The sequence below is a fragment of the Candidatus Pseudomonas auctus genome, assembly GCF_048654275.1.
GTDB classification, from domain to species: domain Bacteria; phylum Pseudomonadota; class Gammaproteobacteria; order Pseudomonadales; family Pseudomonadaceae; genus Aquipseudomonas; species Aquipseudomonas pharyngis.
In genome coordinates this window covers 527,027-551,752 of the sequence record NZ_JBJYZK010000002.1, presented here as the reverse complement: position 1 = coordinate 551,752, position 24,726 = coordinate 527,027, and the positions used below count along the sequence as shown (strand labels likewise).

Sequence of the window (24,726 nt, the reverse complement as noted above, 5' to 3'; positions counted from 1 at the left end):
CTTGCTTTTGATGGAAATTGAGATGACCGACCAGACTACCCGCCTGCCGATCCGCCGCGCCTTGATCAGTGTTTCCGACAAGACCGGGATCCTCGAATTCGCCAGGGAGCTGGAAGCCCTGGGCGTGGAAATCCTTTCCACCGGCGGGACCTTCAAACTGCTGCAGGACAACGGCGTGGCCGCAGTGGAAGTCGCGGATTACACCGGTTTCGCAGAGATGATGGACGGTCGGGTGAAAACCCTGCACCCGAAAATCCACGGCGGGATCCTCGGTCGTCGCGGTATCGACGACGCCATCATGAACGAGCACGGCATCAAGCCGATCGATCTGGTAGCCGTGAACCTGTACCCGTTCGAAGCCACCATCAGCAAGCCAGGCTGCGACCTGCCGACCGCCATCGAAAACATCGACATCGGCGGCCCGACTATGGTCCGTTCGGCGGCGAAAAACCACAAAGACGTGGCCATCGTGGTGAATGCCAGCGATTACGCCAACGTCTTGGAAAACCTCAAGGCCGGTGGCCTGACCTACGCTCAGCGTTTCGACCTGATGCTCAAGGCGTTCGAACACACCGCCGCCTACGACGGCATGATCGCCAACTACATGGGCACCGTGAACCAGGCTGCCGAAACCCTGAGCACCGAAGGTCGCAGCGAATTCCCGCGTACCTTCAACAGCCAGTTCATCAAAGCCCAGGAAATGCGCTACGGCGAGAACCCGCACCAGAGCGCGGCGTTCTACGTTGAAGCCAAGCCTGCCGAAGTCGGCATCGCCACCGCCACCCAGCTGCAAGGCAAAGAGCTGTCGTACAACAACGTGGCCGACACCGACGCTGCGCTGGAATGCGTGAAGAGCTTCGTCAAACCGGCCTGCGTGATCGTCAAGCACGCCAACCCGTGCGGCGTGGCCGTGAGCCCGGACGCCGAAGGCGGCATCCGTCAGGCTTACGAACTGGCCTACGCCACTGACACCGAATCGGCGTTCGGCGGCATCATCGCCTTCAACCGTGAACTGGATGCCGAGACCGCCAAGGCGATCGTCGAGCGTCAGTTCGTTGAAGTGATTATCGCCCCAAGCGTCAGCGAAGAAGCCCGTGCCATCGTCGCTGCCAAGGCTAACGTTCGCCTGTTGGCCTGCGGCGAGTGGTCGGCCGATCGCGTTCCGGCCTGGGACTACAAGCGCGTCAACGGCGGGCTGCTGGTACAGAGCCGCGACATCGGCATGATCGGCGCCGACGACCTGAAAGTGGTGACCAAGCGCGCCCCGACCGAACAGGAAGTCCACGACCTGATCTTCGCCTGGAAAGTGGCCAAGTTCGTCAAATCCAACGCCATCGTCTACGCCAAGAACCGCCAGACCATCGGTGTCGGCGCCGGCCAGATGAGCCGCGTGAACTCGGCGCGTATCGCCGCGATCAAGGCTGAGCACGCCGGTCTGCAAGTGGCTGGTTCGGTAATGGCGTCGGACGCGTTCTTCCCGTTCCGCGACGGTCTGGACAACGCGGCCAAGGTTGGTATCACGGCAGTGATCCAGCCGGGTGGCTCGATGCGTGATGCTGAAGTGATTGCTGCTGCTGATGAGGCCGGCATCGCGATGGTGTTCACCGGCATGCGTCATTTCCGTCACTGATACACAGATTCAAATGTGGGAGCGAGCCTGCTCGCGAATGCAATCTGCCAGCGACGTTGACGTTGACTGACACACCGCTTTCGCGAGCAGGCTCGCTCCCACATAAAGCGCTCCAGCAGCGCCTGACAGAATTTTGAGGTTTTTGAAATGAATGTTTTGATCATTGGCAGCGGTGGCCGCGAACACGCCCTGGCCTGGAAAGTGGCTCAGGATCCGCGTGTGCAGAAGGTTTTCGTCGCACCAGGCAACGCCGGCACCGCGATTGAGGCCAAGTGCGAAAACGTCGCCATCGACGTGCTGGCCCTCGAGCAGCTCGCTGACTTCGCCGAGAAAAACGTTTCCCTGACCATCGTCGGCCCGGAAGTACCGCTGGTGGCTGGCGTCGTCGACCTGTTCCGCTCCCGTGGCCTGGACTGCTTCGGTCCGACCGCCGGCGCCGCGCAGCTGGAAGGCTCGAAAGCCTTCACCAAGGATTTCCTGGCACGCCACAAGATCCCGACCGCCGACTACCAGAACTTCACCGAGATCGAGCCGGCCCTGGCTTATCTGCGTGAAAAAGGCGCACCGATCGTGATCAAGGCTGACGGTCTGGCCGCCGGTAAAGGCGTGATCGTCGCCATGACCCTGGCCGAAGCCGAAGACGCCGTGCGCGACATGCTCGCCGGCAATTCCTTTGGCGACGCCGGTTCGCGCGTTGTCATCGAAGAATTCCTCGACGGCGAAGAAGCCAGCTTCATCGTCATGGTCGACGGCAAGAACGTTCTGCCGATGGCCACCAGCCAGGACCACAAACGCGTCGGCGACGGCGACAGCGGCCCGAACACCGGCGGCATGGGTGCTTACTCCCCTGCACCGGTGGTCACCGCCGACGTGCACCAGCGCGTGATGGACCAAGTGATCTGGCCGACCGTGCGCGGCATGGCCGACGAAGGCAACGTCTACACCGGTTTCCTGTACGCCGGTCTGATGATCGACAAGGCCGGTAATCCGAAGGTCATCGAGTTCAACTGCCGCTTCGGCGACCCGGAAACCCAACCGGTGATGCTGCGTCTGCAGTCGAGCCTGGTGCTGCTGGTCGAAGCGGCACTGGCCCAGGCGCTGGACAAGGTTGAAGCGCAGTGGGATCCACGTCCGAGCGTCGGCATCGTGCTGGCCGCCGGCGGTTACCCGGGCGACTACGCCAAGGGCGCGCCGATCAACGGTCTGGACGCAGCCGCCGCACTGGAAGGCAAGGTCTTCCACGCCGGTACTGCGCTCAAGGACGGCAACGTCGTGACGGCCGGCGGTCGGGTGCTGTGCGCCACCGCCATGGGCGCCAGCGTCGGCGCCGCCCAGGAGCAGGCCTACAAACTGGCCAAGGCCATCGACTGGGAAGGCTGCTTCTACCGCACCGACATTGGCTACCGCGCCATTGCCCGTGAACGCGGTGAGTCTCAGTAATAAGCTACGCTGTGTTTCCGGCAGGGGCTCATCGCCCTTGCCGGACTGTTCCGACGCTGCGCATCGTTATATTCTGGCATCAACCTACGAAGGGATTTCGCCGTGCGCTGGCTCAGGATTGCCATAGGCTTCACCGTCACGCTGTTGACCTTGCTCTGCATGCTCCCGGCCCAGGCCGCGCAAGGCAGTGGCTGGTCGGTATTGCTTGACGATCAGGGCAACCTGCAGCTGAGCGACATCCGCTCCGCCCGCTACACCAATCAATTCAGCCCTATCGAGCTTGACCGCCTCACCGCGGCCGAACCCGATGGCGCCCTGTGGCTGCGCTTCAGGCTGGCGCCCGGCACGCACGAACAAGTGCTGCGGATCTTCGCCCCCGACCTGTCGCACCTCAATCTGTATGTCCTCGACGGCGATCGCCTGATCGAACAACGCGACACCGGTACCGCTCAGCCCCAGGTTGAACGACCGCTGCCGAGCAGCGATTTCATGCTGCCGCTGCCGCAAAGCGACAAACCCCTCGACGTCTACCTGCGACTGGTCTCCGATCACCAGTTGCGCCCGTATATCACCCTGCAATCGGCAGTGATGGCCGCGGCCAATCACAACCAGACGCTGATCTACGGCTTGCTGTTCGGCTGTCTGGCGATGCTGATCCTGCACAACCTGATCCGCTACGCCTACACCCGCTCACGCAGCAGCCTGTGGCTCGCGGTGTGTGAAGGCCTGTTGAGCCTGAGCCTGTTGCTGTTGCTCAACCTCGCCGGTCCGTGGCTGCCGAACTGGCATGCGATCCAGACTCCCGGCGCCTATCTGGCCCTGCTGCTGACCGCACCGGCGGGCCTGATGTTCGCCTACCGTTTCTTCGCGCCGCTCGGCCCGCATCCGCTAAACAAGCTGCTGATCGGCGACATCCTGTTCATCGTGATCTGCAGCCTGCTGCTGTTGTTCGTCAACACCCTGCCGCTGAACATCATCACCTATGCGCTCGTAGCCCTGGCTGGGCTGAGCATGCTGCTGGTGGGTTTCTATCACTGGCAGAAAGGCTACCGCCCTGCCCGCTTGTTCGTTGCCGCGATGGTGGTGTTCAACATCGGCACACTGATCATTCTCCCGGCCTTGCTGGGGCTGACCCTGGTGGCGCCGCAAGGCCTGATCATGACCCTGATGGGTTTCATCTGCATCAGCGGCCTGTTGATGAGCATCGCCCTCGGCGAACGTCAGCGCAGCATTACCGAAAGCCGTTTCAGCATCAGCCGCGACCTCGCCGCGAGCAACGCCGAGATCAACGCCAAGGCCGAGTTCCTGGCCAAGATCAGCCACGAAATCCGCACGCCGATGAACGGCGTACTGGGCATGACCGAACTGCTGCTCGGCACGCCGCTGTCGGTCAAGCAACGCGACTACGTGCAAACCATCCACAGCGCCGGCAACGAATTGCTGACCCTGATCAACGAGATCCTCGACATCTCGCGGCTCGAGTCCGGGCAGATCGAACTCGACGACGTGCAGTTCGACCTCAACGCGCTGATCGACGATTGCCTGAGCATCTACCGCGCCAAGGCCGAACAGCAGAACGTCGAGCTGATCAGCTTTATCCAGCCGCAAGTGCCACGGGTCATCAGTGGCGACCCGACGCGCCTGCGCCAGACACTGCTGAGCCTGCTGGAAAACGCCCTGAAGAAAACCGAGGAAGGCGAAGTGCTGGTGGTGGTCGCCCTCGACGAACGCAGCGCCGGGCCACGCCTGCGCATTGCGGTGCAGGACAGCGGCCAGCCGATGGACCAGGAGGAGCGCGATGCGCTGATGCACGCCGAGTTGCACAGCAAGCACTTCCTGTCGGCCAACCGTCTGGGTGGCAACCTCGGGCTGGTGATCGCCCGCCAATTGATCCGTTTGATGCAGGGCGAGTTCGGCATCAAGAGCGGCGCCAGCCAGGGCAGTACGCTGTGGCTGACCCTGCCGTTGGATCCCGATCGCCTGGAGCACCCGACCTCGGACCTCGACAGCCCGCTGCAAGGCGCACGCGTATTGGTGGTTGACGACAACGACACCTGCCGCAAGGTGCTGGTGCAGCAATGCAGCGCCTGGGGCCTGAACGTCAGCGCCGTGCCGTCGGGCAAGGAAGCGCTGGCCCTGCTGCGTACCAAGGCGCACCTGCGCGACTATTTCGACGTGGTTCTGCTGGACCAGAACATGCCCGGCATGACCGGCATGCAACTGGCGGCCAAGATCAAGGAAGACCCGAGCCTGAACCACGACATCCTGCTGATCATGCTTACCGGCATCAGCAATGCGCCAAGCAAGATCATCGCGCGCAATTCAGGGATCAAGCGCATCCTGGCCAAACCGGTGGCCGGCTACACCCTCAAGACCACGCTTGCCGACGAACTGAACCAGCGCAACCGTGGCCAGGTGGTGTTCCAGCCGCAGCCGGCCAGCCCCGCTGCGCCGGTCAAGGTGCCGAGCGACTTCCGCATTCTGGTGGCCGAAGACAACACGATTTCCACCAAGGTCATCCGCGGCATGCTCGGCAAACTCAATCTGCAACCGGACACCGCCAGCAATGGCGAAGAAGCCTTGCAGGCAATGAAAGCCCAGCGTTACGACCTGGTGTTGATGGACTGCGAAATGCCGATCCTCGACGGGTTCTCGGCGACTCAGCAATTGCGCGCATGGGAAGTCAGCAACCAGCGCATTCGCACGCCGATCGTTGCGCTGACAGCGCACATCCTCGCTGAACACAAGGAGCGCGCGCGGCAGGCCGGGATGGACGGGCACATGGCCAAACCGGTGGAACTGTCGCAACTGCGTGAGCTGATCGAGCACTGGGTGGCACAGCGTGACCAACAGAATCGCACCGCCTCAACGTTCTGAGCGGCGTTGCCGATCAAGCGTCTCGCCGCTATTCAACAGCCATCGCCAAAACGTGAGCCGCTTGCCTGTCCCTGACTTTCAAGGCGATGGCATCACGTACAGGCCCGTAGAGTGTTTCCGACAAACTGGCTTTGGCGTAGCGCAAGCAGACCGCTCCCTGTATGTCCCGTGCTTCGAAACGCTGGGCCAGCGGGTTGAGTTCGATAGACCCATGAGCCTGGAACTCAACATAGACGCTCGAAATGCGCATTGGCGTCGAGGCGATGATCGCTAGCAATCGAACGGGTCCGGCAGGGGCATGAGCCTCATCGGGTAGGGACATGGTCCTTTGCACATGAGCTCGCAGCAGCGCCATGACGGGTTCGGCTCCCGATAACTGAGCCAAACGCTGCAAGGTCGCCACCGCCGCACTGGCGTTTTGCGAACCACCTTTGGCAATAGCGCCACTGATCCATTCGCTGACGGATTCGACATCCCCCTCATTGACGGACCAGTCTTGTCGGGCGCGCGCGTAGCGCAGCCAGTAGTCATCCATCAATTGGATGTAAGCGTCATACCAGTCAGTACCTTGCGACTTTTCGACTTTCTTGCTCGCGGCCAACTGCGCCAACAACACTGAGTTGACCAGATCGCTGTAACTATCCGCATCGTCCGCTGCCGGTAGCAACATCACGCAAGCGCCAACGATCAAAACCGAATAATCAAGTTTCATATCGTCCCCCGTAAAAAAGGCGACCTGTTACGGCCGCCTTTTCACTCATCAAATGTCGATCTCGTCAATCTTGTCCTTGTGCGGAATCAACTTGTTCTTGATCAACTCACGCACGCCATCCGCCACGAATGTATTTTTGGCAAATACCGTTTCACCGCGATACAACTTCACATTACGAATATCAAGATCCACAAACATGACTTTGGTCGAGGTGTTCCGACGCAGGAAGCGCACTGCGCCGACCGCCATGATCGCTTCACCGTCAACTTCCACGCAGGCGGCGCTGGAAACACCACCGACGCCATGCTCGAGCAGATTGCGTTCGTAAACGGTCAGTGCTGCGGTGTCACGCTTCTGCAGGGCGGCAATGGCATCGCCCGCTACTTTCAGCATCAATGCGCTGGTTGGGCCAGGCAAGGCAACACCCGCGACGACCGAAGACAGAATCTCCAGAACCAGTTTGTCCATGCGAACACTGGTACCACCCACTTGCAGATCGCTGTAGTAACGGCTGACAGGGGTCCAGCCTGCCATGGTCATGATGTCCCGGAAGTACAGGTACCATTCCTTGCCCTGAGATTCTTCAGGGTATTTTTTGTTTGCTGCACGCGTTGCGAATAAAAAAGCATTCTGCGCATCGGACTTGTTATCGCCAGTGAGGTTACTGGAGAAACCCAGCACGCCCTCACCGACGATGCTACCGCGCGACGGCGCTTCAACATCATCACCGGAAATCTGCAAGCCACGTGGCTTGATAATCAGCGGATCACCGATATCACACTCACCCAGCGTTTCAAGACAGGTGTTTACATAACTTTCACGAACAGCTTGATTATACATTTGACACATCCATTAGTTAGAATCACAAGCTCCTCATGAACTTGCCAAATAACAATAACCAAGTACCAAACAAACAACAAAGCAAAACATGTAACTTGATATCTGAACTTTCCACCCACTTAGCAACTTCCACACAAGTTAAATCAAACCTGATTAAAACCACGCTTCCAGACACAAACAACTAAACCACTGATAGACTCCACGTCGTCCACTCCACAGCGGCGAGTCGAAACCATGCTCCATGTGTTGTTCAGCGTTTACCTGAAGATGCTTGTGCTCTACAGCCCGTTCTTCGTGCTGTCCTGCTTTATCAGCCTGACCCGTGGTTATTCGCGCAAGGAGCAACGACGCCTGGCCTGGAAAGTGGCGATCGCCACGCTGGTCTCCAGCGTTCTTCTGTATTTGTTCGGGCGAGTGATTTTCGATGTGTTCGGCATTACCGTAGATGCTTTCCGGATCGGCGCCGGCAGCGTGCTGTTCATCTCGGCACTGGGCATGGCGCAAGGCAAGTCGGTGGTGCAGACGGACAATGTGCAGCAGGACGTGACGATCGTGCCGCTGACCATTCCCCTGACTGTCGGCCCGGGCACTATTGGTGCGTTGCTGGTCATGGGCGTCAGTCAGCCCCACTGGGACGACAAACTCACCGCCATCATGAGCATCGCCCTGGCCAGCTTTACCGTGGGTGTCGTACTTTATCTGTCGAATCGCATCGAACGGATCCTCGGCGATCAAGGCTTGCAGATCGTCAGTCGCCTGATGGGATTGTTCGTGTGCGCGCTGGCCGCACAGATCATCTTCACCGGGGTGAAGGGCTATCTGGTGCCATAGACCGGAATGCAAAAGACCGCCAATACTTCCATCGGCGGTCTTCTTTGATCACTGACAACTATCTTTCAAGCACAACTGAATCGTTAACTCAGATCGTTGATTCAGTCATGAGGTTGCTCTTCGCCTCCTCTATCAAGCTTTTGAGTGTCACGCTGCCTGTCACGCCATTGGGCCCCAACATCCCTCGGGCGAGCGTCGATACCTGGCAAGGTCGCAACCCCTTGACCTCGAGTATGACGTCGCCGTGCAACGCCGGATCGTTCGCGCAGGCATCACGGAACAACACGCAGAGTCCGGAATCAGGATCGATCAGCACCAGGTGATCCCCGACAACGCCGACCTCCACCGCTTGCGATGTGTCCAGCGACCAGATCAGGCGACTCATCACCGCGGGCGGGCCGGCCAGCGGGAACCGTGCATCAATGACCAGCCGTTCCAGTCTGCGCGTCAGAGCCTGCGACAGATGGCACTTCATGGAGCCGCGGCCCATCCGCACCACCAGTGTGCGCACGCCATCAGGAATCAGCGGCAACAGGTTCGGCGCACCCACTTGCCCTTCGATCACCAGCACCTCGGCGTTGCGCTGGACGTAATCCAGCGGCCCGATCTGCCGCTTGCTCGGATAACCCCGAATCAGTCGCTGCCCTGAATCGTTCAGAAGGACATCCGTGTGTCGCCGCACGCCCAGCAACTCGTAATCCCCGGGTAGATCCTGCGCTGCGATCCGGATCAATCGCGCACTGTCGACGAAGTACCAGCACGCGCTGGCGTCGCGGGTGGCGATGGAAATGAACGGGCGATGCGCCTGGTTCACCAGCATGGCCTCGAGGTCACGAATCAGGTGCTCGTCATGAGCGACTACCCAATCGAGCGCCACACCAGCCAGCACAGGTTGCGCCTGAGCGTGCAACTGCAACACCTGGCCATCGAGGGTCGTGCCCAGCAGCCCCGTACCGTCGATCCTGACGTCGGCGAAGCTCCACGGTGCCCATTGCCGTTCCGGCGGGGTCAACACTTCAGCGTGCAATAGCTGCGCAGCGGTTCCGAACGCCTGATCCAGTCGCTGCGGATCGATCAACGCCTGACGCCAGACTTGCCCTGCCGCCGGTTCGAACAACCACGCCGCCTGTCTGTCGGGGGTCAGTCCCAGAAGACGTACATCGCCCTGCCGCGCCCCACTCAGCACCAGATGGTTATCCAAGTACCAGGCATGCAAACGCGCGTCGCCGGTGGCATTGACAACGCCGACAATCGTGAACCGTTCAACGGAGTACCGCTTGGCCAGCCCTTCCAGCGCCAGCCACCATTGGGTGCGGCTCTTGAGCCATTGTTCGCTCACGCCGGCGAAGCGCACTTCACCGGTGCTGTCGATTTCAAACGAGAGCCCCTCTGCGGTACTTGCCAGATAGCCGCTTTCCTGTGCCGCAATCTGCTTCAGTCCAGCAGGCTGCACCCAACGATGAGCCCATTGCATCTTGCCCTTGAGCACCGTGCACTGCGTCCGGCACAAGGTCTGCGCGTTACGGTCATAGATGACAAATACATCGCTGTCATCAGCCACCGTCAGCAGCATCAGGTCGTTCAGATTCTGGATCGAATCGGCCCAGCCCCGGGCGCGATGACGACGCGGCACCGGGCGAATGATCAGGTCGTCGCGGGTGCGGATCCAGGCCATGTCACGGAGGTTGTTTTCGATCATCCAGCAGATCGACACATAGGGCGCGAACTGCCAGTGGACCGTCGCGTAGGACTTGTCATGACTCGACTTGAGCACGATCTGCTCGCCGAGCACAGACGTCCAATCGGTCAACGGGGCCGTTTCATCAAGGAGTGCCTCGAATGCCGGTTCAAGACCGCGTGTGACTGAACTCAACCATAACTGCCCATCGTGAATGAGGTAATTGAAGCGCTCCACACGGCCGTCTGCTTGCAGATACTCCTGCACCACATGAACCACACCCTGCCCGTCGGCCTCCACACTGCGAATCGAGCTGGTGCCACGCGGCTTGAACAACAGACGATAGCGATGGCTGAGCAACCCAGTGTTCGCCTCGACCTGCCAGATTTCGAAACCCTCGGCCGATTGAAAAAACGCCGACTCGCCCACCACGACCGACAACTGCGCATCGTCGGCCGACACGTCATCATTGCGCACGTAAAGAACCCGGTCCTCACGGGCGTCGTACCAACCGGTGGTGTAACGCGGTGCATCGGCTGGTTCGAATGGAATCAGATAATCGTGGATCGGCGTGTAGGGCAGCACCAGCCGATGGGCCCGGGCCAGTTCCTGCAGATGATTCTGCAATACCTGTCCGTGCTGTTCCTGAGGGGGGTGGTCCAGCAATAACGTGAGTATGCGGCCTTCGACTTTGAACAGGTTGCCGCCTTCGAGCAGCACATACAGATCAGGTGGAACACCGGCACTGACCTTGAACCGGCAATCCTTGACGCTGAACCGGCCGTCCTCGCCGAACACGATGTCGGTTTCACGAGCCCAGGGCGCCGCGATAATCCAGCGATCCTTCTGCGCACCGATCGTCTGTAACTCAACGTCGACACCGGGATTGAGCACCAGCGTGCAAGTCCCGCCGCCCCCCTGCAGCCGATAGGAAACCTTGCCCCGCCACAGGGACGGGATCACCGGCACGACCAGCTTGCGCTCGCGGGCATCAAGCTTGACAGTGATGTCGGTGGGTCGGTAATCGGGATAAATCCGATAGACGACGTATTCGCTGGGAAAGGAATAGAACGAAAACAGGAACAGCCATTGGCCGTCCGGTTTTTTCTTTTCCAGGCGACGTGCAATGTCAAAACCCTTGTCGTGAAACACCGAGACAAACGGCAGGGTCTTGTACTCGTAGCGATAACAGTTCAGCGGTGTACAGGGTAAAACGATGGGTTGATCGGAGGGCGCAGTGAAACTCATCTCGTCGGGATAACCCAATTCGGCACTGAGGTTGATGGCGCGTGAGTAATCGGCTTCGAATTCCGGCACTCCGAAATGATCACGCAGCGGATACAGCCGGGTGCTGTCCAGCTGCATCCTGCCGTTGCCCAGATCCAGCTGCCTGATAATCAGCGACGGTCGCGGCAGCCAGGCACCTTGCGTGCCGTCGTACCGGTAGCCGGCACCGCGATGAGCCTGCTCGATTTCATCGAAGAACAGACCGACGGCTTTTGCCTCCTCGGCAATGATGGCGTAGGCATGTGCCAACGCGGTCACCCCGATCGCCAGCCCGCCCAGAATCACCCCGGCGCCACCGAGCACCGCAGCGGCCGTACCCGCCCCCAGGGCCGCCGCAGCAAGCCCTGTACCGGTCAGGGCCAGGCTCGCCGCGTCAAAGCCCAACTGAGTACCGTAAGTCGCGACCTCCACATCGTTCTTTGCGTTCGCCAACTGATAGATATCGAACCCGACATTGGCCAGCCCCAGTACCGCGCCAACGCCTTCATTGGCCACATGCCCCGCCACATTGCCCAAAGTTCTGGCGGTCAGTGGCGCCAGCGCTTCGGCCACCACTTGCCCAGTGGTCCGGGCCATGATCCTTTCATCACGCAATGCCGTTTGCAGGACCCCGACCAGCCCCGCCACGTCCACCAGATTGCCATGCACCAGCTGCGCATAGTTGACGTAGGCATGCCATTGCACGGCGGTGGTCAATGTGCGGCCTTCACCTTCGCGGTCGCGCAAGGCATTCATCAACGCCTGAACGGCGAACCCGGCGTTGAGGGTGTGAACAGCGGAAGCTTCCGTCGGATCGACTGGCGCGCCGGCCCGGGTACGTTTTTGGGCCAGCGTCGAAAACAGCTCGGCCAGATAATTTTTGATCCGCAGCAGACGGCTGTCGCGGCTGATGACCGTTGCCATCACCTCGCCGCTCTTCGGATCGAGCATGCTCACCCGATAAGTGCCCTCGAGGGTGACCTCCAGCGACTCGAATAACGGCACCAGTGGCGACACTGACTCATGCCCCTCCTGCAACCGCGAAGTCACGTCTGCGACCTGTTCGGCCCACCAGTGGCTGTCGGACTGCAGCAATGTGCTGGCCAGGTGTGGATTTTCAACCAGCGATTGTCCGTGTGCGCTGAAAAGCCGCTGGCGAACCCTGCGCAGCGGCATGCTCGGCAACGCATCCTCCCTTAAAAGGTGTGCCACCTTGGCACCGCTCGACAGATCCAGATCGGCTACCCGTTCCCCCTGGAGATCGATCAGATCGAACTGCGGACGGTCAGGCTCACCATAGGCGGCGTAATGTCTGGTCATGCCTCTCTGGAAAAATCTCGTCAGTACCGCTCTGAATGTGGCAGCAGTCTCGAACTCGAAGAGGCCGAAGTTGGGATCATAAAAGTGGTAGATGACTTCCGTGCCGTTGACGGTACGAGCAACCAGCATCGAATGATTGTCAGAGTTGAGCATCAAGGTTCGAGTACCGACAGACTCCTCGAGGGTCGCCGTGACCTGGTCCAGATCCAGCCGCCCCAGCGGAGTCCCGACATCGCCATACTTCACGCCACGCATCTCCTCAAGTGCCCCCAGAAAGGCGATTGTGTCAGCGTGTTCCGGCTCGAGTACCGCAAGGTAAAAACGCTCGTGCAATCGCTGGGTGGCAGCCTTGCCCTCAGTGATGGCTGCACTCATCGCCAGCGCAAGAGGAAAACATCGCCCGGCAGTCATATCGCCCATTCCGTGCATCAGCAGGTCCTGTGGCGCCAGTTTCACGGCACCGCCCTCAAGCTGATTGAGCACCTGCTCCAGGCGATCCTGCACTTGCTCACGATGTTCCTGGAGGGCCACCTTCTTGATCTGCGCGACCTGCTGCCCCCACTCATACAGCGTCGTCGCCCCGGCCAGGGCGGCTTTCTTCAGACTCAGCGCACTCGGCAAGTCCATCGGCAGTTCGTGCTGGACACTGTTCAACCCGGCAACGAATGCGGTGTCCCTGCGCTGAAACAGATGCTGCTCGATCGCCCCGAACCGTCCCGAAGTCCCGCGCTCCCTGACACTGTTGATCAGGTTTTCCATCACACTGTTCTGCGCCAGCAAACTCTGTTCATCCAGCGATTCAACGCCGAGCAAGGCCCCGAGTGTCAGGCGCTGCAACGGACTGAGGTGAGCCCGTTGCAAGGAGCCCGCCCCCAGACGCACCAGCACTTCGTCCAGCGCAAGGCTCCGGGTCTGTTCATTGGCCAGAGAAGCCGGTGGTCGCAGCCGCGTGTCCTGATTGCGGATCGCCTGACGGTCGTCGAAATCCAGTGGCAGCCGGTCGACGAACACTACCGGGCCGTCATGGCCGTTCATCATCGCCTGGGTAAACGGTTTACCCAGACGCTCGGCCAGGCGTTGCAGCAGCCCGGTCAGCAGAACATGGCGCCCTTCAATGAGCGGCCAGCCGAGCTCGAACTCGACGGTGGAATGATTGAGCAGTTCGTCGAGGTCGCCGGCGTAACGGGTGGTGTATCGGCCGTCGCGAAAACGCTGCTGTTCGTTCCTGACCCACTGTTGTTCATCGGCTCCGTTTTCTTTCCAGGAATGATCCAGCTCTTCCTCGCTTGAACGACTGACCGTGCCCTTCGGTTCAATGCCGACTTCAGCCCGAGAGGCTTCGCCAGCACGCGGGGTGAAATGCGCCTGCTCGTAATCTCCCATGCCAAGACGCATGGCAGCCGGTCCGGTGAGATAGATCGTGCCCTCACGTTCAAGGCGAATGCCGTCGCTGTAGTAACTGGCAGCGGCGTCCGCCAGATATCTCATCGCGATTTCATCCTCGTCCGACAGCCCCTCCAGGGCACCGAGGCGATCCTCAAGCTCCGCGATCGCCAGGGCTTGCATGGAATCATCGTCGTGAGGGGCTACACCTCTTTCAGCCGCCGTCCGGAACACTGCGTTGACCACTTGATAGTTAAAACCCAGCCGCTGCATGACGGCCTCCAGCATTGGCGAGCCCGGGTGCGCCATCAGCCAGGCATTGCTCAACGAATTGCCCTCACGCACAGCACGCAACATGTAGGGGCGTGCAAGGAGATCGGAAGGGGGCTGGAAAACCTGATTCAGCGCAGGGCGGCTTCCGGCGAACGCTTCCAGCGCCTGGCGATGCTCTGCGGGAATACTGTCGGCATAATCCGTGTACCCGCCGCGCACCGCCTGGCGCCCCGGCATCCAGTGCGGATTGTGGTCCAGCAGTAATTGCAAAATCCCCCGCTGGCCATCGTTTCCGACCGTACTGATGTCCACGCCGCCCAGTACCTTCACCAACGGCGGGAGATTATCGACATCCGCGTACAGCCCCCCTTCGGGGAGCAATGCCTCCAGCCGCACGACATCGGATCCGGCGGCAAGATTGCCGCGCAAGCGCATCTCCTGATCGTAGATGGCTTGCAACTGCATGGGTTGTGGAGCACCCGCCAAATCGCGCAATTGCAAGTCGCCACCGACCAACGCATGCACGCTCTGCAAATTGCGCTCTTTCAACGATTTGAGTCTTTCTGCCTGCTGTCCGTACGCCCGACTCAACAACTGCGTCCGAGCCTCATCAGCCGACACCCCGTTTGCAACAGCCTGATTGATGTGCGCGAACATCTCCTGTTTCAGTACGATGGCCCGCGCCTCATACATTGATCCAAGTTGCGCTTCAGTGGAGCTATCCATACCGCCGTTCTGCAGGCTGTGCAGTTTCGCTGCCTCGCTGATCAGCCGATTGGTTTCATGCGCCAACATGGCATCACTGTCATACCAGAGGTTGATCTTGTAACCCTCTCCAGCCAGCACTTGTTTCCAGAGATTGATGTAGTCGCGCTGGATCTCGCCAAGCCCGCCACCGAGCCAGACGAAGTGCAGGATTTTCGGCACGGCCGTAGCCGGAAGTTTCATCAACCCGACACTGGAGTGCAGGCGCGACTCGACAACTTCGAGCCTGTCAAAGATCTGCGCAAGATCCGGCGCTGTCCCGCCGTCCGGTGTCGATACCGGTGCCTTGTCTAAACTACGGCGCACTCGCCCCTTGTTCAATTCTCCCAGTGCCTGCTTGAGCAGCGCCAGCGGTTGCAACAGTCGAGGCGAGTCGAGCAGATCGATACACGCAGAATAGTAACGAAGCGCCGCGTCATATTGCGCGCTGTCCTTGTAAGGCTGCAGAGCCTGCTCAAATTCGGAAAACTTGAACAACGTCGCAAACTTCAGATGACCGACATCGGCAACATCATTATTAATTTCCCGCATACGTGAACTCCCGAAATAACAAATTACACGAGCCGATTGAAAATCACGCGCACAAATACCCCATTACAAAAAAATCGCTCTTGCAACAAGTTGATATCAATGCACAAACAACAGATCGACACGCACTTTCCGGAAGCGAAACTAGTATAAAAAAACCAACTCAACAAACAACAAGCCATTCAAACAATTTCAACGGAAACTTCCCGCCACATCAAAACTTCCAAACAAGTGTCACAGATATATAAATTGCCGTGCGATACGAAAGACAAGGCCGCGAACAACCCATTCGCGGCCTTGTCTTGTCAATCGATACCCGAGTGGGCACACAGCATGGAAGGGAGCATCAGCCGCCAGGCTTTTCGCCATACCAGCGGGGGGTGTACACCCAGTCGCCTCCCGTCGCACGGGGGAAGGTGCAGGTGGTGGATGAACCGATCAGCACCATGGTGCGCATGTCCACCTGATCCGCGGTCAATGCGCCCAGCGTAGTGGTACGCAGGGTCTGCCCCGGTCTGCCGATATCGCGACCGAGCACCACCGGCGTCTGCGGCGTGCGATGTTGGGCAACGATTTCCAGGGCTCGCCCCAACTGCCACGGACGGGCGCGGGAGATCGGATTGTAAAACGCCAATGCCAGATCGGCCTCGGCGGCCAGGTCCAGGCGCTTCTCAATGATCGACCATGGCTTGAGGTTGTCCGACAGCGACATCACGCAAAAGTCGTGTCCCAGCGGTGCACCGGCCTGTGCGGCGGTAGCGAGTGAGGCGGACACACCCGGCAGGATTTCCAGATCGACGCTGTGCCACGCCGGATCCGTCGACTCGTGCAACGCTTCGAGCACCGCCGCCGCCATGGCGAACACCCCCGGATCGCCGGACGAAACCACAATCACCGATCGGCCCTGCGCGGCCAGTCGGAAAGCGTGACGGGCACGCTGCATTTCTTCGCGGTTGTCGGTGCAATGCTGCACCTGATCGTCGCGGAAGGGGCCGGCCATGCGCACGTAGGTTTCATAACCCAGCACGTCGGTGGCCCGGGCCAGCTCGGCTTTTACCGCTGGCACCATCAACTCGGCCGCGCCCGGACCAAGACCGATGACGGCAAGACGACCGCGCGGGCGGCCGATCTGCGAAACATCCAGTGGCTGTTCTGCCACTGCGATGGCGATGTTGGGGGATGTCGCGATGACCCGAGCATGGGGGACGGCATGACCGGCGAGCTGACTAAGGTCATCCGCCGGCGCAACAAAGCGCAACGGCACCGTCAGCTCGAGCGCTGCTTCACGCAACGCCGGGCTGGCCATCTGAACGTCCGCCGCCACCAGACAGGCCAGCGATTGAATCGCCACACCAGCATGCTGCAACGCATCACGGATAGTGCCCGGCAGGTCGACCACATCAGCACCTACCGCTACCGCCACACTGCGTGGATAAATCAACAACTCACTGGCGCTCGCCGCGCGAGCATCGCTGCCCACACGAATCGAGCGCTGCGCCTGTGGATCTTCCGGCAGTTGCGCCTGCGCAAGCCACGGCGCGGCACCGTCGATGCGCACGCTGTGGCCGGCGAGCAGATCAGAGACAAATCGCTTGCCCTGCTCCAGATCGCCGAGCGCGTAACCGCCGGGTGGATTGAGCAGGCAAGTGCCGAAACGCAACTCGCCGCTGGTGGTGATCGCCGCTGCCACTTCAAGTGCAGCCGCAATCTCGCGAGCCATGACGTTCACCCCACCGAGGCCACCGAGCAGCGGCACCACGGCGCTGCCGTCTTCCGCCACGGCGAGCACCGGTGGTTCGGCGCCTTTCTCCAGCAACAGCGGCGCCAGCGTGCGGATGACAATGCCCGCCGCGCACAGGGCAATGATCGGCGTGTCCTGTTGATACAGCTCGCGCAGGGTCGCGCCGAAGTCGCTGTAAGTCAGGTCGGCGCCATCGACGCGCCCTTTCAGTCCATGAATCTGCGCAGCTGGATAGACCTGCTGCAGGCGACGGGCCGTGGCCAACGCGCCCTGGCCGAGAATGACGATGGCCGGTGTGGAATGAGTCATCAGCCTTGCCACCGTTCGCCGGGAACAATGATCAGCGAGAAGTACGGCGAGGACATCGGCTCGACCTCATCCAGCGGCACGATCTTCTGGTTGGCCATGGTCGCGCGCTCGACGTACAGCGCACGCTCGGCCAGACCCAGTTCTGCCAACACGTCGCGCACTTTCGGGAAATTGCGCCCCAGCTTCATGATCACCGCCGCGTCGGCATCGGCCAGACGACGTTTGAGCTCGTCATGAGGCAGGACACCGGACAATACCGACAGGCTCTGATTGCGATACACCAGCGGCGCGCCCAGCACCGACGCGCCGCCGAGCATCGAGCAGACGCCCGGCACCACTTCGGCTTCATAACGGTTGGCCAGGCGGTCATGCAGGTACATGTAGGAACCGTAGAAGAACGGGTCACCTTCGCAGATCACCGCTACATCGCGGCCGGCATCCAGATGCGCGGCCACTTCCTCTGCCGCGTCATCGTAGAAATCGCTGATCACCTGCTCGTAGGACAGCGGCGCCGGCAGCACTTCGGTGGTCACCGGGTACACCAGCGGCAGCAGGTTCTGCGCGTCCTGCAGGTGCGCTTCGATGATGCCGAAGGCGTTGCCCTTCTTGCCCTTGGCCACGAAGTACGCCACCACTGGCGACTCGCGCAGCAGGCGCAGGGCCTTGACGGTAATCAGTTCCGGATCACCGGGGCCGACGCCCAGGCCAATCAAACGACCTTTAGCCTGCATCATTCGATCTCCGTGGCGAGGGCATTGACCGCCGCGGCGGCCATGGCGCTGCCGCCGAGGCGGCCCTGCATGATCACGAACGGCACGCCACGGCTGTTGGCAGCCAGCTCGGCCTTGGATTCGGCAGCGCCGACGAAGCCCACCGGAAAGCCGAGGATCAGCGCCGGTTTCGGGGCGCCGGCGTCGAGCATTTCCAGCAGATAGAACAGCGCGGTCGGCGCGTTGCCGATCACCACCACGCTGCCCTCCAGATGCGGACGCCACAGTTCCAGCGCCGCTGCCGAGCGGGTGTTGCCCAGCTCGCGCGCCAGCTCCGGCACGCTGTCGTCGCGCAGGGTGCAGATCACTTCGTTGTTGGCCGGCAGGCGCGCACGGGTCACGCCCTCGGAAACCATCCGCGCATCGCACAGGATCGGCGCGCCAGCGGCCAGCGCATCGCGCCCGGCCTTGCCGGCGCCTGCGGAGAATTGCAGCCCGTCGATCGCCTCGACCATGCCGCAGGCATGGATCACCCGCACCGCGAGTTTTTCCAGGTCGGCCGGGATGCGCGCGAGGTTGGCCTCGCGGCGAATGATCGCGAAGGAGTTGCGATAGATCTCCTGACCGTCGCGGATGTAATCAAGCATCAAGGGGGCTCCGTGAGCGGGCGACGAGCAGGGTCGCGGCCGCTTCGATAGTAAAGTTTTGAGCGTGCAGCGCGCCGAAACCGGGCACCGCTGCATCGCGAATATAGAGGTCGTAATGACCGGGGCTGACGGCCAGCAACGTTGCCGGAGCGCGGTGGGCGGCGGCGCAGGAACGCGGGCAGCCGGACAGGTGCACATCCACGGCATGTGGCAACAGCGTCGCCAGCAGGCGGGCATCGTGTTTGGTGTCGGCCAGGCCTTTGCCGCAACCGTTGGAACCGGTGCAGGCGATCAGGTGCGCTACAGGATTTTCGGCATGGGTCAGCAGGTTCAGCTTGCCCAATTCGTCGAGCACTTGAACCGCAGCGGTTTCCCGCACATTGGGCAGCAACAGACTCTGCCAAGGGGTGAAACGCAGGGTGCCGTCGCCGAAAGTTCTGGCCAGTTGCGCGGCGCCACGCAGCATGTCCGGATCGAGGCGGCCAAACGCCGGTGCGGCACCGACATACACCTGACCGGCCGATGGCTGAGGATGGATGCCGATGTGCAAGCCTTCCGGCGTCGATTCACGCCGCCAGTCGCCGACGCTTTGCAGACGGATCCGCCGCCCGAGTGTTGCCAGGAACATCGGCGCCGGACATTCATCCAGCAGATGACGCATTCGCGTCTGCTCCGGTCGAGCCAGATCGAGGAACACCTCCAGCACCGCCACCACCAGCGCATGTCCGTGCGCAAGCGCCACGGCGGCCAGCGGTCGCTCCGACGGACAGCCCGCCAGGCCGAATGCCAACAGCGTTTCGCCGCGATCTTCGTATACCGACAACCACAGATCATGGGGATGTTCGAGCATCGCCAGCGCTTCACCGCCATCCAGTTGCACGGCGAACTTGGCGCTCAACTCGTGGAAACGCGGATGGCTTTGCAGGGTATCGAGAATCTGCCCGGCGAGCGTGCGGGTATCCAGGCGCATCTGCGGGTCGATCCCTGCAGCAGGGCTTAGCATCAGGTTGCGCACATCATCACCGGCGGCGGTTCGCGGCCCGAGGCCGGCGGCCAGCAGCCTGTCGATCAGCGCGGTGCCGTGCTCGCCGATCCCGCGAATCTGCAGGTTGGCGCGGTTGGTTGCCTCGATCACGCCACTGGCGAAACGCTCGGCGGCATGCGCCACCACCTCAGCCTGATCGGCGCTGATCGAACCACCATTGAGTTTGATCCGGCAGATACCGCCATCCAGCGCCTGGACGATACGCAGCAACCCCGGACAAGCCGAGGGGCGTAGAGCTGTTGACATCGAGCGTTCGTTCAAGGGATGACCGGCTGGCTGGCAGCACCGTGAGGGCGAAAGGTCGCCATTATGCCTGCTTTGCCCGAGCGCATGAAAATGCCTGCCGGTCGGATTCTGCGTTGCCGGGCTATTCCCGTGGAAGAAAATCGCCTCAGAGGGAGGCGGTCACAGCGGGTAATCCTCGAAATTGAATTTGATCCCCTCCAGCGCCTTTATCACACTGGCTCGACGAGCGTCCAAGACCCGGCGACTGATCACCACCTTCCGAGCCAGAACATCCAGCTGAGTCATTACTTGCGAAACGTTCCAGAAAAAATACCCGGTGTTCAGGCTCGACTTGATGAACCGGGTATTTGTCACGATCAATTCCATATCACCATTGGCGTTGTAATTGATCGGCATGATTTTGAAATCGAAGACTTTGCCACTAAGGCCTTTGACCTTTTTCAACAGTTCAACGTCGCCTTCGAGCGCCACCAGCCCTCGATCAACGCCAGCCACCTGTTCAGCACTCAGCAGCGGCGATGCCAGTCGTGACCAGACCTCGCGCACGCTGCCCCTGAACTGCGTTTGAACATGCTCGATCGGCTGATAATCGCGGCTCCAGCCATGCGACCACAGTACATCGGTAAAATAATCGGTCCATCGTCCAGGCTGGGTCGTACTGTTATAAGTCATATCCGCCTGGCGCTGTGCCAGGTAAGTACAGTTCAACGCGAACTGATAATCCTCGTTTGATTGCCCCCGACTGCCGGTCAGCAATATATCGCCGACAAGTGTCGCATTATGTTTTATGTCATCCATGTTTATCCTCACATCCCTATCACCGGACGCCAGCAAGGCGTTCAATCACTAGTTAATTAAATAATCGTTCAGAAGATGATCCAGCCCGTTTTATGGGTAACGTTCAACTTGATCAAAAACCAAAATAACAAAGACGTTAGATCCGCCAATCGGTTTTCAACCACATAACATGTCTACCGCTGCCTTCGCCTGCAACAAGGCAGCAGCGCCAGACAACAGAAGCCGCGCTATCATGCGCCGCTTGAACGGCGCATGAGATTGAGGAACGGCATGACACCCTGGCTGACGGTAGTGGGAATCGGTGAAGACGGCTTCAAGGGCCTGGGCAAGAATGCCCGGCGCGCCTTGATGGGCGCTTCGCGGATCATCGGCGGTCAGCGTCAGCTGGACCTGTTGCCGGTGTGCATCCGTGGCGAGCGCCAGTTGTGGCCGAGCCCGTTTTCCCTGGCCCCGGTGCTCGATCGTCGCGGTGAAGCGGTGTGCGTGCTGGCCAGCGGTGATCCGATGTTCTACGGCGTTGGCGCAAGTCTGGCGCGGCAGGTGCCAGGAACCGAAATGCTGGTTCTGCCAGCGCCATCCTCATGCTCGCTGGCGGCTTCCCGGCTGGGCTGGCCGTTGCAGGACGTCAATGTGCTGTCGCTGGTGGCCCGCCCTCTTGCGGCCCTCAATGCGCAACTGTTCAGCGGCGTGCGCCTGTTGCTGCTGAGCAATGACGGCCAGAGCCCGGCGGCGGTTGCCACGTTGCTGCGTGAACGCGGATTCGGCGCCAGTCGCCTGAGTGTTCTGGAACATCTGGGCGGCGACGCTGAACGCCGGATCGACGGCACAGCCAACGACTGGAACGATCCGCTCATTGCCGACCTCAACGTGATCGCCATCGAATGCCTGGGTGATCCAGATACACCACGCCTGTCGCGTCTCGCCGGTCTGCCGGACTCCGCCTTCCGGCACGACGGCCAACTGACCAAGCGCGACGTGCGCGCCATCACCCTCGCCCGCCTCGCCCCGACCCCGGGCGAACTGTTGTGGGACGTCGGCGCCGGCAGCGGCTCGATCGGCATCGAGTGGATGCGCGCTCACCCGAGCTGCCGCGCCCTGGCCATCGAGGCCGACGAGGGTCGCCAGCAACTGATCGAACACAACCGTGATGCCTTGGGCGTTCCTGGCCTGCAACTGATTCGCGGCAGTGCTCCTCAGGCCCTCGCCGGTCTTGAGCGTCCGGACGCCATTTTCATCGGCGGCGGCGTGACCCGCGAAGGCGTGATCGACACCTGCTGGGAACACCTCAAACCCGGCGGCCGACTGGTGGCCAACGCCGTGACGCTGCAAAGCGAAATGACCTTGATGGCCTGGCGCGAACGCCACGGTGGCGAGTTGACCCGCATCCACATTGCCCAGGCACAGCCGCTGGGCGAGTTCGACACCTGGCGCCAGGCCTTGCCGATCACCCTGCTCGATCTGGTCAAACCCCTTGATGCGTGACGAAACCGCCGAACAACCCGCGCCCCTGCGCAGCGGCCTGACCACCGGCAGCTGCGCCACGGCCACCAGCCTCGCCGCTGCCCGTCTGCTGCTCGGTGGCTCATCGGCCGACGCCGTGCAGATCGTGTTGCCCAAGGGCAAGCAGGTGCAGATGCGTCTGGAGTTCTGCCGGCTGACCGAACACGGCGCCGAAGCCGGAACGATCAAGGATGCCGGCGATGATCCGGACGTGACTCACGGCGCCCTGCTTTATTCGCGGGTGCGGCTGATGGACGAGCCGGGGATTCGCTTCGTGGCCGGCAAGGGCGTCGGCACTGTGACCCGGCCAGGGTTGGTGCTGGGCGTCGGCGAACCGGCGATCAACCCGGTGCCGCGCAAGATGATCAGCGATCACCTGACCCTGCTCGCCGAAGAAACCGGCTATCGCGGCGGCTTCGAGGTGACGGTCAATGTCGAGGGCGGCGAAGCCCTGGCGCTGAAAACCATGAACCCGCGTCTGGGGATTCTCGGCGGCCTGTCGATCCTCGGCACCAGCGGCATCGTCCGGCCGTTTTCCTGCGCGGCATACATCGCTTCGATCCATCAAGGCATCGACGTGGCGAAAACCAACGGCTACCTGCACATCGCCGCCTGCACCGGCAACGCCAGCGAAGACACCATGCGCCGGGTCTACAACCTGCCGGAAATCGCCCTGATCGAAATGGGCGACTTCGTCGGCGCGGTGCTCAAGCACCTGCGCAAAGTACCTGTGGATAAACTCAGCCTGTGCGGCGGCTTCGGTAAGATCAGCAAACTGGCGGCCGGGCACATGGACCTGCACTCGCGTCATTCGAGTATCGACCTGCCGCAACTGGCGGAATGGGCAGCGGCGATTGGTGCTGACGATGCGTTGCAGCAAGCCATTCGCGGGGCGAACACCAGTCAGCAGGCGTTGGCGATGGCCAGTGCGGCGGGCGTTGCCCTCGGTGATGAAGTTTGCCGCCATGCGCTGGAATTCGCCCGCAGCGTGGTGCCGGCGCAGGTGCAGGTCGAGGTGTTTGCGATTGATCGTCAGGGTGGCATTGTTGGCCATGCGGGTGCCTTTGAATGAAGCGAATCTTGTTGCTCGGCGGCGTGACGGAAGCGTTGGCGATCGCACGCACGTTGGGACCGGAGCACATCTACAGCCTGGCCGGTGTCGGCCGGGTGCCGACCGATCTGACGTGTCAGGTGCGCGTCGGCGGCTACGGTGGCGCCGAAGGTCTGGCGCAGTTCATTCGCGCTGAAGGCATCACACTTTTGCTCGACGCGACCCACCCCTACGCCGCACAAATCAGCCGGAACGCCGCCACCGCTGCGCAACTCACCGGCATCCCCTGCTGGGCCCTGCGCCGCCCCGCGTGGCAACCGCAACCCGGCGATGACTGGCGCGAAGTCGCCGACTGGGCCGAACTGATCACCGCCCTCGCCCCTTTCCATCGCCCACTGTTCACCCTCGGCCGCGAACCGCTGCAACACCTCGATGAAATCCCTGCGCACCAGTTCTGGACCCTGCGCGCCCTCGACGTCTACCCCGGCAACGAACGCTGCGAAGTCATCGGCGCCCGCGGGCCGTTTCTGCTGCAGGATGAACGAACCCTGTTCGAAAGCCGGCAGATCGACGTGCTGATCAGCAAGAACAGCGGCAGCACCGCAACCGAGCCGAAGCTGGACGTGGCGCGGGCGCTTGGGGTGCCGGTGATGGTGTTGAAGCGGCCGGAGTTGGCGGGGGTTGATCGGGAGTTTTGGACGCTTCAAGAAACACTTGTTGAATTGGAGACAATCAACTCCTGAGGCAAGATCCACGGCTTGCATGATAAGTAACCTATTTGTTACCTTCAGGGCCGACTGTGATCACACTCGAAGAATATCTACAAGAAAACGATTCAAGCCCGTTTGGCCGTTGGATCTCCACTTTGAGCGTGCCGGCCGCAGCGAGGGTTTCGAAAGCCTTGGCACGGTTGGAAGCGGGCAACACCTCCAACATCAAATGGTTCGATGGTCTCGGCGAATACAAAATAAACTGGGGTCCTGGCTATAGAATTTATCTGATACAAGAGGGAAAACGACTGATCATCTTGTTCGGTGGAGGAGATAAATCCACACAGAGACAGGACATCAAACAGGTGAAAGCACTGATAGCCGAATTTCGAATTCGAAAAAAAGCTGAACAGAACCAGAGGTAAT

16 protein-coding genes are annotated in these 24,726 nt (G+C 60.9%); 8 read left to right on the top strand and 8 right to left on the bottom strand.

The window, feature by feature from the left end:
* The first annotated feature begins 22 nt into the window (after window positions 1-22).
* From purH to ACKUG4_RS05990, 3 genes are all read left to right on the top strand, one after another.
* A complete protein-coding gene (gene purH, locus ACKUG4_RS06000) occupies window positions 23-1,630 on the top strand; it encodes a bifunctional phosphoribosylaminoimidazolecarboxamide formyltransferase/IMP cyclohydrolase (protein WP_039772035.1) in 1,608 nt (535 codons plus the stop codon).
* 147 nt (window positions 1,631-1,777) lie between these two features.
* Window positions 1,778-3,070: a phosphoribosylamine--glycine ligase gene (purD, locus tag ACKUG4_RS05995; protein WP_007951030.1), complete on the top strand. Its 1,293-nt coding sequence runs from the start codon at window positions 1,778-1,780 to the stop codon at window positions 3,068-3,070.
* A gap of 102 nt (window positions 3,071-3,172) precedes the next feature.
* Complete coding sequence (locus ACKUG4_RS05990) at window positions 3,173-5,947, top strand: hybrid sensor histidine kinase/response regulator (RefSeq protein ID WP_064593225.1); 2,775 nt, start codon at window positions 3,173-3,175, stop codon at window positions 5,945-5,947.
* A 28-nt stretch (window positions 5,948-5,975) separates the two neighbouring features.
* Here ACKUG4_RS05990 and ACKUG4_RS05985 read toward each other — a convergent pair whose 3' ends face one another.
* Both ACKUG4_RS05985 and ACKUG4_RS05980 read right to left on the bottom strand, forming a co-directional pair.
* Window positions 5,976-6,659 carry a hypothetical protein gene (locus ACKUG4_RS05985; protein ID WP_445433638.1) on the bottom strand — a complete coding sequence of 228 codons (684 nt, stop codon included), beginning with the start codon at window positions 6,657-6,659 and terminating at the stop codon, window positions 5,976-5,978.
* Between the two features lie 48 nt (window positions 6,660-6,707).
* Window positions 6,708-7,499 (bottom strand): hypothetical protein, encoded by a 792-nt coding sequence (locus ACKUG4_RS05980; protein ID WP_064593221.1) that lies wholly within the window; start codon window positions 7,497-7,499, stop codon window positions 6,708-6,710.
* Between the two features lie 234 nt (window positions 7,500-7,733).
* Between ACKUG4_RS05980 and tspR the strand changes: the two genes are divergently transcribed.
* Window positions 7,734-8,330 (top strand): type III secretion system genes modulator TspR, encoded by a 597-nt coding sequence (gene tspR, locus ACKUG4_RS05975; RefSeq protein ID WP_064593220.1) that lies wholly within the window; start codon window positions 7,734-7,736, stop codon window positions 8,328-8,330.
* Between the two features lie 88 nt (window positions 8,331-8,418).
* Here the strand turns inward: tspR and ACKUG4_RS05970 are convergent, their stop codons facing one another.
* The 6 genes from ACKUG4_RS05970 to ACKUG4_RS05945 form a co-directional block, all read right to left on the bottom strand.
* Window positions 8,419-15,546 carry a TcdA/TcdB pore-forming domain-containing protein gene (locus ACKUG4_RS05970; RefSeq protein ID WP_445433637.1) on the bottom strand — a complete coding sequence of 2,376 codons (7,128 nt, stop codon included), beginning with the start codon at window positions 15,544-15,546 and terminating at the stop codon, window positions 8,419-8,421.
* A 343-nt stretch (window positions 15,547-15,889) separates the two neighbouring features.
* Window positions 15,890-17,593 (bottom strand): precorrin-3B C(17)-methyltransferase, encoded by a 1,704-nt coding sequence (cobJ, locus tag ACKUG4_RS05965; RefSeq protein ID WP_445433636.1) that lies wholly within the window; start codon window positions 17,591-17,593, stop codon window positions 15,890-15,892.
* A complete protein-coding gene (locus tag ACKUG4_RS05960) occupies window positions 17,593-18,327 on the bottom strand; it encodes a precorrin-2 C(20)-methyltransferase (RefSeq protein ID WP_445433635.1) in 735 nt (244 codons plus the stop codon). The genes cobJ and ACKUG4_RS05960 overlap by 1 nt, the downstream gene beginning before the upstream one ends.
* Window positions 18,324-18,950 carry a precorrin-8X methylmutase gene (locus ACKUG4_RS05955; protein WP_064593212.1) on the bottom strand — a complete coding sequence of 209 codons (627 nt, stop codon included), beginning with the start codon at window positions 18,948-18,950 and terminating at the stop codon, window positions 18,324-18,326. Before ACKUG4_RS05955 ends, ACKUG4_RS05960 begins: the two co-directional genes overlap by 4 nt.
* The gene (cobG, locus tag ACKUG4_RS05950; RefSeq protein WP_445433634.1) at window positions 18,943-20,241 is read right to left on the bottom strand and encodes a precorrin-3B synthase; all 1,299 of its coding nucleotides are present in this window, start codon (window positions 20,239-20,241) and stop codon (window positions 18,943-18,945) included. Before cobG ends, ACKUG4_RS05955 begins: the two co-directional genes overlap by 8 nt.
* Before the next feature lie 159 nt (window positions 20,242-20,400).
* Window positions 20,401-21,039: a hypothetical protein gene (locus ACKUG4_RS05945; RefSeq protein WP_445433633.1), complete on the bottom strand. Its 639-nt coding sequence runs from the start codon at window positions 21,037-21,039 to the stop codon at window positions 20,401-20,403.
* Window positions 21,040-21,309: 270 nt separating this feature from the next.
* Here ACKUG4_RS05945 and cbiE point away from each other — a divergent pair, with 270 nt between their 5' ends.
* The 4 genes from cbiE to ACKUG4_RS05925 are packed head-to-tail and all read left to right on the top strand — an operon-like array spanning window position 21,310 to window position 24,725.
* Window positions 21,310-22,521 (top strand): precorrin-6y C5,15-methyltransferase (decarboxylating) subunit CbiE, encoded by a 1,212-nt coding sequence (cbiE, locus tag ACKUG4_RS05940; RefSeq protein ID WP_445433632.1) that lies wholly within the window; start codon window positions 21,310-21,312, stop codon window positions 22,519-22,521.
* Window positions 22,514-23,611, top strand: a complete 1,098-nt coding sequence (locus tag ACKUG4_RS05935) for a cobalt-precorrin-5B (C(1))-methyltransferase (protein WP_445433631.1) — start codon at window positions 22,514-22,516, stop codon at window positions 23,609-23,611. The genes cbiE and ACKUG4_RS05935 overlap by 8 nt, the downstream gene beginning before the upstream one ends.
* Window positions 23,608-24,333 carry a cobalt-precorrin-6A reductase gene (locus tag ACKUG4_RS05930; RefSeq protein ID WP_445433630.1) on the top strand — a complete coding sequence of 242 codons (726 nt, stop codon included), beginning with the start codon at window positions 23,608-23,610 and terminating at the stop codon, window positions 24,331-24,333. The genes ACKUG4_RS05935 and ACKUG4_RS05930 overlap by 4 nt, the downstream gene beginning before the upstream one ends.
* Window positions 24,334-24,389: 56 nt before the next feature.
* Window positions 24,390-24,725 carry a type II toxin-antitoxin system RelE/ParE family toxin gene (locus ACKUG4_RS05925; protein WP_085648101.1) on the top strand — a complete coding sequence of 112 codons (336 nt, stop codon included), beginning with the start codon at window positions 24,390-24,392 and terminating at the stop codon, window positions 24,723-24,725.
* Window position 24,726 lies beyond the last annotated feature (1 nt).